12 protein-coding genes and 1 pseudogene are annotated in these 18,680 nt (G+C 70.9%); 8 read left to right on the top strand and 5 right to left on the bottom strand.

Going from position 1 to position 18,680, the window contains the following annotated elements; all coding sequences use genetic code 11:
- Position 1 precedes the first annotated feature (1 nt).
- The 4 genes from OG885_RS01880 to OG885_RS01865 all read right to left on the bottom strand — a co-directional run bounded on the left by OG885_RS01880 (position 2) and on the right by OG885_RS01865 (position 6,617).
- Positions 2 to 1,564, bottom strand: a complete 1,563-nt coding sequence (locus OG885_RS01880) for a mucoidy inhibitor MuiA family protein (protein ID WP_405724857.1) — start codon at positions 1,562 to 1,564, stop codon at positions 2 to 4.
- 6 nt (positions 1,565 to 1,570) lie between these two features.
- Positions 1,571 to 3,652, bottom strand: coding sequence for a DUF4139 domain-containing protein (locus OG885_RS01875; RefSeq protein ID WP_405724854.1), 2,082 nt, complete (start codon positions 3,650 to 3,652; stop codon positions 1,571 to 1,573).
- A 98-nt stretch (positions 3,653 to 3,750) separates the two neighbouring features.
- On the bottom strand, positions 3,751 to 5,505 hold the full coding sequence (locus OG885_RS01870) for a protein kinase domain-containing protein (protein WP_405724851.1): 1,755 nt from the start codon (positions 5,503 to 5,505) through the stop codon (positions 3,751 to 3,753).
- A 158-nt stretch (positions 5,506 to 5,663) separates the two neighbouring features.
- Entirely contained in the window at positions 5,664 to 6,617 is a 954-nt protein-coding gene (locus OG885_RS01865) for a phosphotransferase family protein (protein ID WP_405724848.1), read from the bottom strand.
- 206 nt (positions 6,618 to 6,823) lie between these two features.
- Between OG885_RS01865 and OG885_RS01860 the strand changes: the two genes are divergently transcribed.
- The 6 genes from OG885_RS01860 (at position 6,824) to OG885_RS01835 (ending at position 15,538) form a co-directional block, all read left to right on the top strand.
- Positions 6,824 to 7,858 (top strand): LacI family DNA-binding transcriptional regulator, encoded by a 1,035-nt coding sequence (locus OG885_RS01860; RefSeq protein WP_405724845.1) that lies wholly within the window; start codon positions 6,824 to 6,826, stop codon positions 7,856 to 7,858.
- Between the two features lie 463 nt (positions 7,859 to 8,321).
- Positions 8,322 to 9,416, top strand: a complete 1,095-nt coding sequence (locus OG885_RS01855) for an ABC transporter substrate-binding protein (protein ID WP_405724842.1) — start codon at positions 8,322 to 8,324, stop codon at positions 9,414 to 9,416.
- Positions 9,417 to 9,497: 81 nt separating this feature from the next.
- Positions 9,498 to 11,057, top strand: coding sequence for a sugar ABC transporter ATP-binding protein (locus OG885_RS01850; RefSeq protein ID WP_405724839.1), 1,560 nt, complete (start codon positions 9,498 to 9,500; stop codon positions 11,055 to 11,057).
- Positions 11,050 to 12,012, top strand: coding sequence for an ABC transporter permease (locus OG885_RS01845; protein ID WP_405724836.1), 963 nt, complete (start codon positions 11,050 to 11,052; stop codon positions 12,010 to 12,012). The genes OG885_RS01850 and OG885_RS01845 overlap by 8 nt, the downstream gene beginning before the upstream one ends.
- Positions 12,009 to 13,043 (top strand): ABC transporter permease, encoded by a 1,035-nt coding sequence (locus OG885_RS01840; RefSeq protein ID WP_405724833.1) that lies wholly within the window; start codon positions 12,009 to 12,011, stop codon positions 13,041 to 13,043. The genes OG885_RS01845 and OG885_RS01840 overlap by 4 nt, the downstream gene beginning before the upstream one ends.
- 128 nt (positions 13,044 to 13,171) lie before the next feature.
- Positions 13,172 to 15,538 carry an AbfB domain-containing protein gene (locus OG885_RS01835; RefSeq protein WP_405724830.1) on the top strand — a complete coding sequence of 789 codons (2,367 nt, stop codon included), beginning with the start codon at positions 13,172 to 13,174 and terminating at the stop codon, positions 15,536 to 15,538.
- 275 nt (positions 15,539 to 15,813) lie between these two features.
- Here the strand turns inward: OG885_RS01835 and OG885_RS01830 are convergent.
- Positions 15,814 to 16,172, bottom strand: a pseudogene (locus OG885_RS01830) (ATP-binding protein); the annotation flags it as partial.
- A 516-nt stretch (positions 16,173 to 16,688) separates the two neighbouring features.
- Here OG885_RS01830 and OG885_RS01825 point away from each other — a divergent pair.
- Both OG885_RS01825 and OG885_RS01820 read left to right on the top strand, forming a co-directional pair.
- Positions 16,689 to 16,892 carry a cold-shock protein gene (locus OG885_RS01825; protein WP_023586116.1) on the top strand — a complete coding sequence of 68 codons (204 nt, stop codon included), beginning with the start codon at positions 16,689 to 16,691 and terminating at the stop codon, positions 16,890 to 16,892.
- A gap of 278 nt (positions 16,893 to 17,170) precedes the next feature.
- On the top strand, positions 17,171 to 18,667 hold the full coding sequence (locus tag OG885_RS01820; protein WP_405724827.1) for a DEAD/DEAH box helicase: 1,497 nt from the start codon (positions 17,171 to 17,173) through the stop codon (positions 18,665 to 18,667).
- The last annotated feature ends 13 nt before the right edge of the window (positions 18,668 to 18,680 follow it).

Below are 18,680 nucleotides of genomic sequence, written 5' to 3'. Positions count from 1 at the left end.
CTCAGAGCCCGGTCACCTTGCCGCTCGCCGCGATCTCATAGACGAGAGTGAGCGTGCGGCGGCCGTTCGGGGGCAGGGTGACATCCCAGCGGGCGATGCCCTCGGCGTCGACCGTGTCCGGAGCGGGGGAACAGGCTTCCTTGCGCAGCCGTACTTCCACCGCCGACACCTCGGAGACCGGGAGACGTTCGCGTACGGTCACCGTCTGCTCGCCTGCTTCACCCGGTGCGGAGAAGCGGGAGAGGTGCAGACGAACCGTGCGGGTGACGGTGGTGCGCTGGGGCAGCGCTGAGGAGTCACGGGATTCCTCCACCTCGCGCAGCACCCGGTAGTCGTCGTGACTGCCGAAGGCCAGCTCCAGGGGCGCGCCGGGAGCCGTGAAGCGCAGCGCGCCACGGCCGCCGAAGCCGCCCGCCCCGACCAGGTCCACCGGGCCTGCCAGCAGTGTGTGCCCGGCCGGATTGTCGCAGCGCACGACGTGCGTGACGAGCGGGGACAACTCCGGTGAGCAGGCGTACTCGTTGCGCGCGGTCGCGGCGGCCACGGACAGCGGGATCCGGTGGGCGCGGCCGTCGGCGGGGACGGAGACGGGTGCGGGGGAGCGCAGGATCTGGGTACGGCCGCCGTCGTCCACCCCCGGCAGGCCGAGCGCCGGGGCCGGGCCCAGTTCGGCGATCTCCTCCTCGCGCAGTTCGACGGCGACCGTGCGCCGCTCGGCGGGGGAGCGGTCGGTGAGCGTCAGCCGGTCGGGCACGAGGCGCGGCGGTTCGGTGGCGAGCGCCGAGCGGGCCGTGGACAACGTCAGGCGTACGTCCCTCCAGTCCTCGCCGGTGCGCTGCCAGACCATGGCGTCGGTCTCCAGGGTGAGTTGCTCTCCGTCGAGCACGGCCCGGTAGGTGGGGCGCCACAGGGCGCACGCGGTGAGGTGACTCAGCCGCAGCCGGGCCGGGCCCGCGGTGGCGGCCTCCAGGGTCAGCTCGACGTGGCCGAGCAGTTCCGCGGGGTGCTGTTCCGACAGCTCGACGGCGTGCTCGGCCTGACGGAGCTCGGTGGCGAGGGCTGTCAGACGGGCGTCGACGGTACGCAAGTGCTCGCCGTGCGCGTCATGTTCGTCGTCCACCCGGTCGAGTTCGGTCGTCCACCGCGCGGTGTCGGTCGCTCCGTGACCGGCCCCTTCGCCGATCTCCCGCAGCAGGTCGGCGGCGAGACGGGAGAGCAGGTCGAGGCGGGCACGCAACCGGTCGCGCTGCCGTTCGAGCGCGGAGCTTTCCTCGTTGACGGCGTGGACCCGCAGACGCAGAGTCGAGTCGTCGGCGCCGGGCAGCGGCCCGCGCGGTGTCCAGGCGCGGACGATCCGGGCGTCGAGGACGGTCGCCGCCCCTTCGACGGCGGTCACCTCGGCGTGGAGGGTCGGGTCGACCGCCAGCGCGCTGATCGGGCCGAGTCGCAGCCGCTGCACGCCGGTTCGGAGGTCGAGGTCGGCGGAGCGTTCGACCTGGGCCCGGTCCTCCAGGCAGGTGACGGCGGTGACGGGCAGCGGGATCGGGTCGAGGTCGGTGGACATGGTGTGTCAGCTCCTGCGGTTGCCGCCGACCAGGGCCTTCGCGGCCGGGATGCGGATCTCGTAGCCGCCGCGACGGGTGGCGGTGCCTCCGGCGGGCAGGTCCACGCGCCACACGCGCGTGCCGGGGTCGGGGTTGTCGGCGGAGGCGGTGTCCTCGGGGACGGTCCAGTCGGCCTGTTCCTCGATGCGGATGTCCGCCTCGGCAGCGGTGGGCACTTGTTCGCGGACTTCGACGGTGACGGGCTCGCCCAGGGTGTTGGCCAGTTCCACATGGACGCCGTGGGCGAGCACGGTGACGTTGTTGCGCAGCCCGGCCGTCGACTCCTTGAGGCTCGTGCGGCGGGTGACCCGGATGCTCTCGGCCGGCCCGAGGCCCATCCGCCGGGCCGCGCCCGGGGCGAGGGTGGGCAGCGCGGCACTCACCACGAAGTCGTCGTCCACCCGGACCTCGACGGGACCGGCCAGGAGCGCCTGGTCGGTGGCGTTGGACAGCACCAGAGCCGCGTACACCCGCTGCTCCACCGACGGCACACAGACGTACTCGGTCCGCAGACCGACCGGGATCCGGCCGACGGTGACGGTGTGCCAGGTGCCGTCCGAGGGAACGTCGACGCGGGCGACGGCGTCGTAGCGATGGTCGAAGGAGCCCGCCGACACACGGGGCCGCACGGCGTGCGCGGGCAGGGGCAGCGCGGCCACTGCCTCGGCCCGTCGACGGTGCTCCACGGCCACGGCGTCGAACGACGGGGCGGGGAACAGCCTTCCCCTGCGCTGTCCCGGCTCCTCGGGGCCGTTGAGGACGAGCGCGGCGTAGTCGAGCTCGGCGCTGCTGGGCTGCGGCGGGCCGACCGGCGGGGCAGGCGGCGCCGGAGGTGGATCCATCATCCCCGGGGGCGCCATCGGCGCGGCCGCGGGGGCCGCCGGGGGCGCGGCGGCGAGGGAGGCCCTCCTCGGTTGCGCCGCTTGTGCGGACGCGACCGGTGCCGGGAGCCCGCCAGGGGCCGCGGGTGCCGGGGGCATGCCGCCGTACGCCGGGCGGGCGGGCGGGACGGGAACACCGGCCGCGCCCACGGAGGGGGGAACGGGCGGGAGGGCGGGTCCTTCTGGGCCGGGGGACCGAGGGGCTGCGCCGACGGGGACAGGAGCGGAGGCCGCACGCGGGCGGGGCCCTGCGGAGTCGTACGCCGTGAAGAGGTCGGCGAGCCCGGCGGGCGGCTCACGCCAGCCGGACGGCTCGGGGGCGGGCTGGCGGCGGCCGATCCGCAGCGAACGGAGTCTCGGTAGCTCCGCGGCGCGTCCCAGGTCGGCGGTGGCCAGGGCGATCCGTACGCCGGTCCAGTCCTCACCGGTGCGCTGGGCCACGCCGGCGCGCAGCACGAGGGTGCCGCTGTCGTCGCCCTGACGACAGGTCAGACGGTACGCCGGCACCCACACCGCGCCCGGGACGCCGTACTCGATCTCCAGGCCCACCTCACCGGTTCCGCCGTCGAGGGTCACGGCCGCGCAGACCGTGGTGAGGACCTGCCCGGACGGTGCGGCGGTGGAAGCGCGCTCGCAGCGGTCAGCGGCGACGGCCAGGTCGTGTTCGAGGCGGCGCAGCTCCTCCTCGGACTCGGCGAGGCGCTCGTGCAGGCGCGTCAGCCGCTCGTCGACGAAGTCAGCGAGCGTCAACCACGCCTCGGCAGGGGTACTGCGGTGGTGATCGGGGTCGTCGCGCTTGCGCGGCGGCGGAACCGGGCGGAGCTCGGTGATCTCCTTGATCCGGACCAGGAGCCGTTCGCGCCGCCCCCGGGCCGCGGCGCAGGCGTCCTCCAGGCGAGTCCTCTCCCGCCGCAGCCCGTCAGCGGAGTCGCCGTCGGCGGGCTCGGCCTCCACCTCGACGCGTACCGAGGTGACCCGTGCACCGGAGTCTCCCGTCACCCGGGCCCGCACGGAACCCGGGTCCACCGTGCGCGGCAGCCCCGTCACCAGCACGCGGCCGTCGGCCGGAACCGTTCCCCGCGCCAGTCGGCTGCACAGCGCGCCCTGCGCGTAGACCACCACCGCGTCCAGAGCCGACGCCCACCGCGGCACCCCTTCGGACTTCATGCACTCAGCCCCCGTCATGTCCGTGCGGGCGAAGCCTAACGTCCATCGAGGGTCACGACCGGGACTCGCGGCATCGACTCGGCGTTGACCGCAGGGTGTTACTCGGTGCTGCGCAGGGCGACCCAGGTGTTGTGTGCCACCACTCCGTCGGCATCCAGGCCCCGGTCGCTCTGGAACGCCTGCACCGCGGTCTGGGTGCCGGTCCCGAACTCCCCGTCGACGCCCGTGCTTCCGACGCCGTACCCGCGCTTGGTCAGCATGCACTGCACCTGTTGGACGCGTCTGCCGGTGTCACCGAGGCGGGTGCGTCCGCTGCCGGTGTAGTAGGTGCACTCGGAGAGCCAGGGAGCGGTGCCCGTGGAGGTGGACGTGGTGGGGGAGGGGGAGTCGGCGGGGGACGCTGTGGGAGAGGGAACGCCGTCAGTCGGGTCCGTGTTGGGATCGGCGGAGCGCTGGGCCTCGGGCTGCGAAGTGGCCGTCTCCGTCCCGCTGTCGAGGTCCTCGGCCACGGCGCCGTCGACGTCCGGGCGGGGCAGCCCGCCGGTGCCCGAGGGCCCGGGGGTGGACGAGCGGCCCCCGGGCACGGTCGAGATGTCGCCGCCGGAGCGGGCGCCGACTTCCGGACCGTGGGTGGTCGCGGACCACTCCCCGGGAACGCTCCAGAAGACCGCCGCAGCCAGGACACAGGCCGAGAGCGATGCGGCGGCGATCCATAACGCCCTCCTGCCGCGCGAGGACGAAGCCCCGGCCCGGTCCGGCGACCCCGACGGTGCTGTCTCCGGGCCGGGTTCGACCGGCACCGGCGGCGCCACAGGGGCTGGAACAGGGCTGGTCACCCGTGCTGAGGCGGGGACGACCGGCGACCACAGACTGGTCAGGGTCGCCACGGGCAGGCGGCGCAGTGTCTCGTACGCCTGTTGCCGGGCAAGCAGGTTGGCGCCCAGCGGTTCGGGCCAGGCGGCAGGCGTCGTACGCGTCGCGGCGGCGTCGATCAGTTCCTGCGGAGCGGGCCGCTCGGCGGGCTCCTTGGCCAGACAGGCGGTCAGCAACCGGCCCAGGTCCGGGTCCGCCGCCGAGATCTCGCCGAGCACCTCGGGATTCGCGTTCTCGTACGCCACCCGGTGCATGACGTCGACGCCCGTGCCGTCGCCGAACGGCGCGCGCCCGGTGGCCGCGTAGACCAGGGTCCCGGCCAGCGAGAACACGTCGGACCGGATGTCGGAGCGGCCTTCCTTGAGGTGCTCGGGCGACATGTACGCGGGAGTTCCGACGCGATTGCCCGTACCGGTGATCGCACTGGCGTCGGCGGCCTTGGAGACCCCGAAGTCGATCACGTGGGCGCCGTGGACGGACAGCAGGACGTTGGACGGCTTGAGGTCCCGGTGCACGATGCCTTCGGCGCTGAGCCCTTCCAGAGCCTGTCCGAGGTCGGCCACCAGTCGCCAGACGGCGTCCGTCGGCAGGGGCGTGTCCTCGCGTACGGTCTCGGCCAGGTCGAAGCCGGGGACGTAGTCGGTGGCCATCCACAGCAGGTCGTCGTCGAAGCCCGTGCCGCACAACCGAGGCGCGTACGGCATGCGCAGTCGGGCGTGCACCGCCGCTTCCCGTTCGAAGCGGCGCCGGAATCTGGGGTCCTCAGCGTACTCAGGCCTGATCACCTTGACCGCGACCAGACCGGGGTCGTCCTGCGCGGGCCGCGCCAGATAGACCCGTCCCATACCGCCGCTGCCGAGCAGCGCCACGGGCACCCAGGGGCCGACCCGTCGCGGGTCGCCGGGCCGCAGCGGCGTGGCACCGGTCCGCCGCAGCGCGGCACCCGCGTCGTCCGCCCGCTCCGGCTGCTGTCCCGACAAGGAATCCCCCGAAGTTGCTTTCGGCGTACGCCAGTTCGTTTGTGGTGGAAGAGGAGGCTAACCCAGCCCGCCCACGCGTTCAGCGATTCGATGACTTCGAGCTCGAACCTGTGCTGGAGAAGGTCCGCGTGGCCAAGTGGCTGTGACGGACGCCCGGTTCAGGCGCTGAACACGGCGTTGCGGCGCAGCTGTCCTGCGCACCACCGGAAGTGCCCGTCGCTGTCGTCCAGGCCGAAAAGGTCGTAGGTGGTGAGCGCGTACGCGGCCTGATAGGCGGTGAGGGCCGTCGGCGCATAGTTGAGCTCATGGGCGAAGAGCCTGGTGAGTTCCGCGGTGTGCTCCTCGGCGTGCGGCCCGTACATGTCCCAGATGGCAGCGGTGACGGCGGCCTCGAAGGCCGGGTCCCCTGCGGTCGTGAAAAAGCCGAAGTCGAGCACGGCGACGGGCCGGCCGACCGCGTCGACGTGGATGTTGGGTGGGACGAGGTCGCCGTGGATCGCTGTCACCGGGGCGTCGGGGAGAGCGCGCAGTGCCTTCTGCGTCCGTTCGACCCCCGCGTCGAAGTCCGGCACGTACACGGCCAGGGCGCTGCCGTGCCGGGCCGAGGCCCGAGCGACCAGGGCCGCCAGCGCGTCCTGGAAGCGGTCGTGATCTCGCCACAGCGGACGGTCGTCGCCCTGGACGCTCAACTGGCGCATGGCTTCGGTGCCGGGCACCGTGGCGAGAGCGCGGAGGACGGTGAGGAGTGCTTCGTTGTGCTGCGTGGGCAGCTCACGCTCGTAGTCCACGTGAGCGGAGTCGGCCCTCAGCGAGACACCGGGCAGCTCACGCTCGTACGTCACCAGGACGCCCTCGTGGTCCTCGACGTCGAAGATCTCCGGGGTGGAGAACGGCAGCGGTTGCCGCGCGATGTCCGCGTACACCCGGCGGGTCAGCTCGAGATCGGCCGGCGGCCGACCGCTCCACACCTTGGCCGCACGGCCCTCGCCCAGCCCGTAGACGACGCCCTCGACACCAGCACCGATCCGGCGGACACCTGTGTGTCCGCGGTTGACGAAGTGCGCGTGCCATGGGTCGGAGAGTGAGGCTTCCGCGCCCGGGTTGTTCTCCATCCGGGTATTAGACCAGCAGCTTCACTGACCGATTTCCGAAACACCTGCAATCTTTCGCAGTGCCCGAGCTGTCATCCTTGTCAGCCTGGCGATAACGCCTGTATAACGTTGTAAAAGCTCATGTACGGGGACGCTGGCACGGCTCATGGTGAAGACTCCGTACCCTTACCGGCCACCCCGGCCGGGACGCTGGTGAAGGGAAGGCCGTGCGGGTCAGCCTGAAGGACGTTGCCGCGCACGCTGGGGTCTCGATCAAGACCGTCTCCAACGTGGTGAACAACTACGAGCACGTCACACCGGCGATGCGGGAGCGTGTCCAGGAGTCGATCGACGCCCTCGGCTACCGGCCCAACCTCACCGCTCGACATCTGCGCAAGGGACGCACCGGCATCATCGCGCTCGCCCTGCCCGAACTCGGCAACCCCTATTTCGCCGAGCTGGCCGCGGCCGTCATCGACGCCGCCTCCGCGCACGACTACATCGTGCTGCTGGATCACACCGGCGGCCTGCGCGAGCAGGAGGTGCTGGTCAGTCAGGGCTTCCGGGCGCGAGTGATCGACGGTCTCATCCTCAGCCCCATCGAGCTGGAGACCGAGGATCTGCGCGACCGGGCGGAGAGCGTCCCCCTGGTGCTCCTCGGCGAACGGGACTACGCCCTGCCGTACGACCACATCGCCATCGACAACGTCGCCGCCGCCCGCGCCGCGGTACGGCACCTCGTCGGTCTGGGGCGACGCGAGGTGGCGTTCATCGGCGCGCGGCGAGGCCGCAGCGAACCCGCCCAACTGCGCATCCGCGGCTGGCGTGAGGAGCTGTCCGCCGCGGGCCTCCCGGCCGACGACGGGCTGGTCGCGGCCACCGACGGCTGGGGGCACATGGACGGGGCGGCTGCCATGGCTCGCATCCTGGAGTCGGGCCGGCGTCCGGACGCGGTCTTCGCCTACAACGACCCGATGGCCATCGGTGCGATGCGTGTGCTGCACGAACGCGGGCTGCGTGTGCCCGAGGACATCGCGGTCGTCGGCTTCGACGACGTCGTCGAGGGACGGTTCGGCGCGGTGACGCTGACGTCCGTGTCGCCGGACAAGGGAGCCATCGGCCGGCTCGCGGTCGAGTCGGTGCTGGCCCGCCTGGGCGGTGACACGCCGCCCGAACCCCGCCGGGTGTGGGCGGACTACCGCCTGGTCGAACGGGAGAGCACGCTGGGCCGGGCCGCACCGGACGGCGCCCAAAAGGGGTGATGTGCGGCGCGTGGACGGGCTTCGGGTAGCTCGTCCGCGATGTTCCGGGTGGGCCTTTCTCTGCCCAGAGCGAGCCTCACGCAGGGGCGTTGCGATCAGCAATGAACGGGCAGGCCGACGGCCGTCTCCGTCGCGCCACATGCCTGCGGCGCGACGTCGTCCCTCAACGCCGGTGTCCTGGAACGCCGTTGAGGCTGGCGCTCTGCAACGCGCGCATCAGGTGCGGCCGTTGTGGTCACCGTGGTCGTCGAGGGTTCGGCCGCAGGGGTGTGCCCCGGGGCGTGCGCAGGGGGTTTACAGCGTCCTTCCAACGATGTAAAAACCTCTGTGCGGCGGGTCGAACATCAGAATCCGCCGGGGGAGAAGCGCCACCTGCTCGACGTTCCTGCTCGACTTGTGCTCGGCCTCAGCTCGCCCACCACCTCCCCAGTTCCCCTTCAGCGTCGCCCGGATCGGGGTCACCATGCAGCGCACCGCACACCGCCGTCGCCTCCTCGCCCGTCCAGTGGTTCTCTCACTGGCCGCGGCGGTGGCACTGACCGCAACCTCCTGCGCCAAGTCGGAGGACGACGCGTCGAACGACTCCGCCACCTCGGCCGCCGCGGACTCGGAACAGAAGGTCGCCTCGCCCGCACCGGACGCCAAGACCTGCACCATCGATGCCTACGGCGCCGAGAAGCTCGACCTCAAGGACGCCACCGTCGGCTTCTCCCAGTCGGAGAAGGCAGCCAACCCGTTCCGCATCGCCGAGACACAGTCCATCAGGGACGAGGCGAAGAAACGGGGCGTCAAACTGCTGACGGCCAACGCCCAGTCGCAGTTCTCCAAGCAGATCAGCGATGTGCAGGACCTGCTCGCCAAGGGCGTCGACCTGCTGGTCATCGCGCCGCTGAACTCCGACGGCTGGGACCCGGTCCTCCAGGCCGCCGCGGCCAAGAAGGTCCCCATCGTCACCATCGACCGCAAGATCAACGCCACCGCCTGCAAGGACTACGTCTCCTTCATCGCCTCCGACTTCGTCGAGCAGGGCAAGCGCGCCGCCGACCAGATGATCGAGGCCACCGGCGGCAAGGGCGAGGTCGCGATCCTGCTCGGTGCCGCGGGCAACAACGTCACCACCGAGCGCACCAAGGGCTTCAAGGACCAGCTCGCCGCGAAGGCACCGGACCTCAAGGTCGTGTTCGAGCAGACCGGCGACTTCGCCCGCGAGAAGGGCCAGCAGGTCACCGAGCAGCTCATCCAGTCCAAACCCGGCATCAAGGGGATCTACGCCGAGAACGACGAGATGGGCCTCGGTGCCGTCGCCGCGCTGAAGGGCGCCGGCAAGAAGGCCGGCGACGTCGAGATCGTCACCGTCGACGGCACCCGGAACGCGGTCCAGGGCATCGTGGACGGCTGGATCAGCGGGGTCATCGAGTCCAACCCGCGCTTCGGACCGCTGGCCTTCCAGACCCTGGACACCTTCACCAAGGGCGAGAAGGTGGCGCAGGACATCGTTATCGAGGACGGCGCCTACACCGCGGACAACGCCAAGGGCGACCTCGGCAAGGCCTACTGACGGATCCCGGGGCCCGGTCGGCCGGGCCCCGCGCGCCTCGCCGGCTCCCGCTGTCCCTTCCACGCACTCCGGAGGCACAACGTGGCACCCACCGCCGAAGTCCTCGCCGTCCGCGGACTCAGCAAGACCTTCCCCGGCGTCCGGGCCCTGGACGACGTCGACCTCACCCTGCACGCGGGTGAGGTCCACGCCCTGATCGGCGAGAACGGCGCCGGCAAGTCGACCCTCATCAAACTCCTCACTGGCGTGTACCGACCCGACGGGGGAGAAGTCGTCTTCCAGGGCCGCGCGGTCTCCTTCGCCACTCCGCTGGAGGCGCAGAAGGCGGGCATCTCGACCATCTACCAAGAGGTCAACCTCATCCCGCTGCTCAGCGTCGCGCGCAACCTGTTCCTGGGCCGCGAACCGCGCAACCGCTTCGGCCTGCTGGACATGACACGCATGAACCAGCAGGCGGAGGAGACGCTGCGCACCTACGGGGTACGGGTGGACGTCCGCCGCCCGCTGCGCACCCTCGGCGTCGGCGCCCAGCAGATGGTCGCCCTGGCCCGAGCCGTCGCCACCGACGCACGGATCGTCATCATGGACGAGCCGACCTCCTCCCTCGAACCCCGCGAGGTGGAGACCCTCTTCACCGTCATCCGCCGGCTGCGCGACGCGGGCATCGCCGTCGTCTACGTCAGCCACCGCCTCGACGAGCTGTACGCCGTGTGCGACACCGTCACCGTGCTGCGCGACGGCCGGCGCGTCCACCACGGCGACCTGTCCCGGCTCGACCGGCTGTCCCTCGTGTCGACGATGCTCGGCCGGGACCTGGGAGAGGTCCGCACGGAGGGTCTGACCAAGTTCACCGGCGCGCACAGCGCCACCGACACCGAACCGGTCCTGGAAGCACGCGAACTGACGGCCCCTCACCAACTGCACGACGTGTCGCTGACCATCCGGCCCGGCGAGGTCGTCGGACTGGGCGGGCTGCTCGGATCGGGCCGTACCGAGACCGCCAAGGCCATCGCCGGTGCCCTGCCCACCCGTTCGGGCACTGTCACGGTCGCCGGTGTGCCGCTGCGCACGGGATCCACCCCGGCCGCCCTCCGGGCCGGCATCAGCCTGCTGCCCGAGGACCGCAAGAGCGAGGGCATCGTCCCGGGCCTGTCGGTGCGCGAGAACATCGCCCTCGCCGTACTGCCGCGCCTGTCCCGCTTCGGCCTGGTCTCCGAATCCCGCGTCGACGCCGTCGTGGACACCTTCATCCAACGGCTGCGCATCAAGGCATCCTCGCCCCAGCAGAAGGTGGGCGAACTCTCCGGCGGCAACCAGCAGAAGGTGCTCCTCGCCCGCTGGCTCGCCATGCACCCCAAGGTGCTCCTCCTCGACGAACCCACCCGGGGCATCGACGTCGGGGCCAAGGCCGAGGTGCAGAAACTCGTCGACGAACTCGCCGCCGACGGCCTGGGCGTCCTGCTCATCTCCTCCGACCTGGAGGAACTGATCGAAGGGTCCGACCGCGTGGTCGTACTCAAAGACGGCGCCGTCGTCGGCGAGTTGACCGGCAGCGACGTCACCGAGGAGAAGCTGATGCGCGCCATCGCCGGGGACGCCCCCGCGCGCGACACCCGCGAGGAGGACGCCGCCGATGGCTGAAGCCGCCCTGCGCACCCTGCCGTTCGACAAGAACCGCGCCCTGCAATGGCTCCACACCTACGGCGTCTACGCCGGCGTGGGTGCGCTGCTCGTCGTCAACAGCGTCATCACCCCGCACTTCCTGTCCGCGGAGAACTTCCGCACCCAGGCCGTCCAGGTCGCCCCCGTCATCATCGTCGCCCTCGGCATGGCGCTGGTCATCGGCACGGAGGGCGTCGACCTGTCCGTCGGCGCCGTGATGGCGCTGGCCGCCTCCGTCACCGCCCTCTACCTCGGCTACGGCCTGCTGCCCGCCCTCCTCGCCGTCGCCCTGTTCGCGGCCGGCGTCGGGCTGGCCAACGGCGCGCTGGTCGCGGTCATCGGCGTCCAACCCATCGTCGCCACATTGGCGTTGATGGTCGGCGGCCGGGGCCTGGCCCTCGTGCTGCTGCCGCAGCTGAAAGACCTGCGCAACCCCGCCCTTGCGTCCCTGGGCTCGGGCGACGTCCTGGGCGTGCCGTATCTGATCCTGATCGCCGCCGGGCTCGCGCTGCTGGTCGCGTTCGTCGTCCGCCGCACCACGTTCGGACGCCAGCTGCTGGCCGTCGGCGACAGCCGCCCCGCCGCCCAACTCGCCGGCCTGCCCGTACGGCGCGTCCTGATCGTCGTGTACGTCGTCAGCGCGCTCCTCGCGGCCGTCGCGGGCGTCCTGGCCACCGCCAGGCTCCAGGCCAGCGACCCGACCTCGCTGGGCAACCTGATGGAACTGTCCGCGATCACGGCCGTGGTGGTCGGCGGCACCCCGCTGACCGGCGGACGCGTCAACATCGCCGGAACCGTGGCCGGAGCCGTCCTCATCCAGCTCCTGACCGCCACGCTCATCAAGCACGACCTGCCGCCGTCCTGGACACAGATCGCGCAGGCCGTGGTGATCGTCGCCGCGGTCTACGCGGCGCGGGGACGGGGGAAGCGATGACCACGACCGGGACGGACGCACCCGTGACCACCGCGAGCAACGAACCCGAGGAGGCCACCGAGCCGGTGGGCTCCGCCCGCTCCGAGCGGCTGAGCGCACTGACCCAGCAGCACGGAGCCCTGGCCGTCCTCATGCTCGTCTCCCTCGTGGCGTCGTTCTCCTTCGACACCTTCGCCACCGGCGACAACCTCGGCAACATGGCGACCAGTTCGGCCTTCCTCGCGATCGTCGCCCTCGGCATGACCTTCGTCATCATCACCGGCGGCATCGACCTCTCCGTGGGCTCCCTCTTCGCCCTCGGCGGCGTTCTGGCCGCCTGGGGCTCCCGCCACGGCACCCTGGTGGCGCTGCTGCTCCCGCTCGCGGTCTGCGGCCTCATCGGCGCCGTCAACGGCCTGCTCGTCGCCCGGTCCCGACTGGCGCCCTTCATCGTCACCCTCGCCGCCATGCTGGGCGCCCGCGGGCTGATGCTGGCACTGACCGACGAGGGCGCCGACACCTACCTCATCGGCAAGGGCTCGGTGCTCGCCGAACTCGGCCAGGGCAAGACCCTCGGCCTCGGCAACCCCGTCTGGATCACCCTCGCGCTGTTCGTCGCCGGTGCCGTCGCCTTGCGCCGCACCCGCTTCGGACAGCACGTGTACGCCGTCGGCGGCAACGAGGACGCGGCAGCCCTCATGGGCGCCCCGGTGGCCCGCACCAAGATCCTCGTCTACACCCTGTCCGGGCTCCTCGCGGGCCTGGCGGGTGCGTTGAACGCCGCCTGGCTGGCCTCCGGGGTCACCATCCTCGGCTCCGGCATGGAGCTGGAGGCCATCTCCGCCGTCGTCATCGGCGGCACCCTGCTCACCGGCGGCCTCGGCTACGTCAGCGGCTCGCTGGTGGGGGTGCTGCTGCTGAAGGTCATCCAGAACGTCATCAACCAGATCGGCTCCCTGGACTCCTCCTACCAACAGGTCGTCAGCGGCGCCTTCCTGGCCGTCGTCGTCATCGCCCAGACCTGGCTGGGCCGCAGACGGCAACTGATGTGACAGACCCCGGACGGCGGCACGGCCCGACAAGCCTGCCGCCGCCTCCGGTTCCAGGCGGCCGGACGCCCACGCCCCGGCCGCCTTTCGCACGCGCACGTCTCCCCGCCCCCACCACACAAGGAGTCACGATGCGTCGAGTACCCGTACGACAGGGGCAGTTGGCCCGGCTGCTGAGACACCGCCTGCGGTGGGCGACCACCGTGCTGGCCACGCTCGCGACGTTCGCCGCGCTGGCACTGACGGCCACCGGGACCGCGACCGCCGCCGCGCAGGCATGGACGCCCAAGCCGTCGCCGATGACCACCCCGTGGACCAACCAGGTCCCCACCGACACCCCCCTGCCCGAATACCCACGGCCCCAGCTGACCCGCCCCGACTGGGCCAATCTCAACGGCATCTGGGACTTCGCGGTCACCTCCGCCGACGCCGGCCGGCCCGCCACGTTCACCGAACAGATCCGTGTCCCCTTCGTCGCCGAGTCCGCCCTCTCCGGAATCCAGCGCAAGATCACGCAGAACGACAAGCTCTGGTACAAGCGCACCTTCACCGTCCCCGCCGGCTGGAACGGCCGCCGCGTGCAGCTCAACTTCGGTGCCAGCGACTGGCGGACCACCGTGTGGGTCAACGGCATCCAGGCGGGCGCGGTGCACAACGGCGGGTACGACGCCTTCTCGTTCGACATCACAAGCCTGCTCAACGGCGGCACCAACACCGTCGTCGTCTCGGTCTGGGACCCCACCGAGACCGGCAACCAGGCCATCGGCAAACAGCGCATCCGTGACGTCGCCCCGCACTCCGGCGGAGGCATCTTCTACACCGCCGCCTCCGGCATCTGGCAGACGGTGTGGCTGGAGCCCACCGCCTCCGCCGCCGTCACCCGCCTCGACCTGGTCCCGGACCCTGCCAACAGCAGACTGAAGGTCACCGTCCGCGGCACCGGCATCAACGGCCACCAGGCCCGCGTCACCGTGACCACCGGCGGCACCACCATCGGCACGGCCACCGGCGCGGTCGGCAGCGAGTTCACCGTCCCCGTCCCGAGCCCCCACCTGTGGACCCCGGACGACCCGTTCCTGTACGACGTCAAGGCCGACCTGCTCTCCGGCTCCACCGTCGTCGACTCGGTCGGCAGCTACACCGGCATGCGCACCATCGGCCTCGCGAGCGTCGGCGGCCATCTGCGTCCGGTCCTCAACGGCAAGTTCGTCTTCCAGACCGGCACTTTGGACCAGGGCTACTGGCCCGACGGCATCTACACCGCGCCCACCGACGCCGCACTCCGCCACGACCTGCAAAAGCACAAGGACCTGGGCTTCAACATGGTCCGCAAGCACATCAAGGTGGAGCCCCAACGCTGGTTCTACTGGGCCGACCGGCTCGGCCTGCTGGTGTGGCAGGACATGCCCGCCATGGACACCCGCACCCCCGACAGCGCCGCCCGCACCCAATGGGAGGCCGAGTACGACCGCATCATCGACCAGCACCGCAGCTCACCCTCGCTCGTCGTCTGGGTCAACCAGAACGAGGGTTGGGGCCAGTACGACCAGGCCCGCATCGCCAACGAGGTGAAGGCGTACGACCCTTCACGCCTCGTCGACAACATGAGCGGCGTCAACTGCTGCGGAGCCGTCGACGGCGGCAACGGCGACCTCCTCGACCACCACGTCTACGTCGGGCCCGGCACCACCGTGCCCAGCACCACCAGAGCCGCCGTGCTCGGCGAGTTCGGCGGACTGGGCTACAAGGTCTCCGGCCACGAGTGGTACCCGGGCGGCGGCTTCAGCTACGAGGACCAGCCCAGCCAGACCAACCTGAACAACCGCTTCGTGGGCCTGATCGACGCCATCCGCCAGGTCCGCATGCCCCGCGGGCTGTCCGCATCCGTCTACACCGAGATCACCGACGTGGAGAACGAGGCCAACGGCCTGCTCACCTACGACCGCCAGGTCGTCAAGGTCGACGAGGCGAGGGTGCGGGCCGCGAACCGGGCGCTGATCGACGCCTCCCAGGGCACCACCACCCCGACCACCCTGCCCACCGGCCAGTACAAGTCCCTGCGCGTGACCACCCCCGGCTACACCGACCGCTATCTCCGTCACCAGGACGGCGCCGCCTTCACCGCGGTCGTGGGCAGCGGCAGCGACGCACTGCTCAAGAACGACGCCACCTGGAAGATCGTCCCCGGCCTGGCGAACAACACCTGCTACAGCTTCGAGTCCCGCAACTACCCCGGCGAGTACCTGCGCCACCGCGACTACCGCGTCTACAAGGAGTCCGGCACGACCGACGTGTTCCGCGCCGACGCCACCTTCTGCCCGGTCCCCGGCGCGAACGGAGGCGTCCGCCTGTCCGCCTACAACTTCCCCGAGCAGTACCTGCGCCACTACAACGCCGAACTCTGGCTCGCCACCCCGGGTGGAACCCACACCTACGACAGCCCCTCCCTGTTCACGGAGGACACGACCTGGTCGGTGGAGGCGCCCTGGGCGCCCTGAGCGTCGTCTGAAGTCGTGCAGCGGCCCCGGCCACGGGAGTTGGACTCCCGTGGCCGGGGCCGGCCCATGCGAGGGAGGGGGGATCAGGGCTTCTCGTCGCTGTAGAGGCCGCTCACCTCCTCGGAGCTCAGCGCCTTGGCGAAGGCGGCTCCTCCTGCCAGGAGGAGCCGCCTTCGGGGGCGCGTGAGGGTTTTTCCCTGCGCAGGCCCCTCCGGGCGCATCATCCGCAGCGGTGGCACGGCGTCCCCCCCGACCGCTCCCGGCCGAATTCGCTGTCCAATGATGTCCCCGCCAGGGTGGTCGGGCAGAGCGATGCGGGCGGTGATGCGTTTGCCGGCTGGCTCCGGCTGGGCCTCGAAGCCCTGGGCGACGGCCATGACGATCCCCAGCCCGTGCTGCCCGACTCTGCCCGCAGCGGCGGCTCGCGTCACTGGCAGGACGGGATCGCTGTCCCACACGACCACTTCCACGACGCGCCAATCATGCGCAATTCCATCAGCACGGGGCCAGGGGGGTACTTGCGGGCGTTGGTGACCAGCTCGCCGACCACCAGTTGGATCAGGTCCATTGCGCGGGCGGACGCCGGCAGGTTGTACTCCGCCTGGACACGGGTGAGGAAGCTAGTCACCGACACCCACGGACGAAGGCCGCTGCGGTCTGTTCCTGGTGGCGCAGCTGACCCATCGTTGGCCCGGTTGGCTGATGCGATGTGTGCGGGCGCTTCCGTCGACGGTCGCCAGCACGCGCTGGACCGAGAACGGCAGCCGCTGCGGCGTGGTCATCCCACAGGCTCGCAGACGCGTTTCCTGGGCGGCGGCTTTTCCCCCGACCGTCGCGCAGCACGCCGTCGGCAACTCTTCCTGAGATGTTGATATCTGTTCCCGAGGGATCAGATTTTTGGGGGCCGTGCAGCGGGAGTTTTTGTCGCGAAGAGCAGAGTGGAATTATCCAACGTACACGGGCCGTTCCGGCGTGCTACTGTCTATCTCAGTTGCAGTTGTGGTTCCCGAAACTTCAAGTGCCCCAGCAGGCTTCTGCCGGTTGGAGGGCACTTTTATATTTCCGGTCATTTCCGGGCGGGGTGATCATCGCGGCGACTCGGCGTCCGCACAGTGCGGATGCCGATGCACTGCCCCAAAGGAGATATGACATGGCTGCTGGTACCGTGAAGTGGTTCAACGCGGAAAAGGGCTTCGGCTTCATCGAGCAGGACGGTGGCGGCGCTGACGTGTTCGCCCACTACTCGAACATTGCCGCGCAGGGCTTTCGTGAGCTGCTCGAGGGGCAGAAGGTGACCTTCGACATCGCGCAGGGTCAGAAGGGCCCGACGGCCGAGAACATCGTTCCGGCCTGACGCTCACGCGCAATCCGTAGCTGGGGCCCGCATCCTTCGGGGTGCGGGCCCCAGCTGCATGCGTATCCCGCAGCGGTTTTTACCCGCGGGACGCCGCGGAGGAATCCGCAGGACCACTGCGAGCGGTTCCTCCTTCAGGATTATTCAGCACCTGCGCCCACGGATGTTTCCGCCGGCCAGATCTGCTTTCTTTTGCCACCGGTCCATATTTGTAATTCTCCGTGCCATTCATCGCAGCGGGAATTCCTTGATATGTGCCGCATCGAGGAAGGTTCCGCATGAACCGCACGTACACGAACGACCGCCCCGCCCGCTCCCGCGGCGGCCGCGCCGACGCTGGAAGGGGCGGCAGCGGCTACGGCTCGCAGGCACTCCGTCGTACCGGAGCCCCCGCCCGCTCCGGCGGTCACGGCCGTCGGCCCGGCGCCGTGCAAGGTGAGTTCGCGCTGCCGAAGACGATCACCCCCGCACTGCCCGCTGTTGAGCGCTTCGCCGATCTCGACATGCCCGAGCAGCTGCTGGCCGAACTCGGCAGGCAGCGTGTGACCGCACCGTTCCCGATCCAGGGAGCGACGCTGCCGAACTCCCTGGCGGGCCGTGACGTACTGGGCCGCGGACGCACCGGTTCCGGCAAGACCCTGGCCTTCGGCCTCGCCCTGCTCGCCCGCACCGCTGGACAGCGCGCTGAACCCCGCCAGCCGCTGGGGCTGATCCTCGTGCCCACGCGCGAGCTGGCACAGCAGGTGACCGATGCGCTGACCCCGTACGCCCGCTCCGTGCGGCTGCGGCTGGCCACGATGGTGGGCGGGATGTCGATCGGTAGGCAGGCCGGTGCGCTGCGCGGCGGGGCCGAGGTCGTCGTCGCGACGCCAGGGCGGCTCAAGGACCTCATCGACCGTGGCGACTGCCGGCTGAACCACGTGGGCATCACCGTGCTGGACGAGGCTGACCAGATGGCCGACATGGGCTTCATGCCCCAGGTCACCGCGCTGCTCGACCAGGTGCGTCCGGAGGGGCAGCGGATGCTGTTCTCCGCCACCCTGGACCGCAACGTCGACCTTCTGGTGCGCCGCTACCTGACTGACCCCGTCGTGCACTCCGTCGACCCGTCGGCCGGTGCGGTCACGACGATGGAGCACCACGTCCTGCACGTCCACGGCGCCGACAAGTACGCCGCCACGACCGAGATCGCCGCCCGCGACGGCCGCGTGATCATGTTCCTGGACACCAAGCACGCCGTCGACCGGCTGACCCAGGACCTGCTCAACAGCGGGGTGCGGGCTGCCGCGCTGCACGGCGGCAAGTCGCAGCCCCAGCGGACCCGCACACTGGCGCAGTTCAAGACGGGGCACGTCACCGTGCTGGTGGCAACCAATGTCGCGGCGCGCGGCATCCACGTCGACAACCTCGACCTGGTCGTCAACGTCGATCCGCCGACCGACCACAAGGACTACCTCCATCGCGGCGGCCGTACCGCCCGCGCCGGCGAGTCCGGCAGCGTCGTCACCCTCGTCACACCGAACCAGCGCCGAGGCATGGTCCGCCTCATGGCGGACGCGGGAATCCGGCCGCAGACCACCCAGATCCGCTCGGGCGACGAGGCCCTGAGGCGGATCACCGGCGCCCAGGCCCCCTCGGGCATCCCGGTCGTCATCACAGCACCGGCGGTCGAACGCCCCAAGCGCAGCGCCTCCTCCCGAGGTCGGCGCCGCCGCTCCTCGGCGGCTACCCCGCGCATCTCCGTACGCCAGCCAGTCATCGACGCGGTGGCCTAAAACCTTCGTGACC

This window comes from Streptomyces sp. NBC_00028 (genome assembly GCF_045041065.1).
Lineage (GTDB): Bacteria > Actinomycetota > Actinomycetes > Streptomycetales > Streptomycetaceae > Streptomyces.
This window is presented reverse-complemented; position numbering and strand designations above follow the sequence as displayed.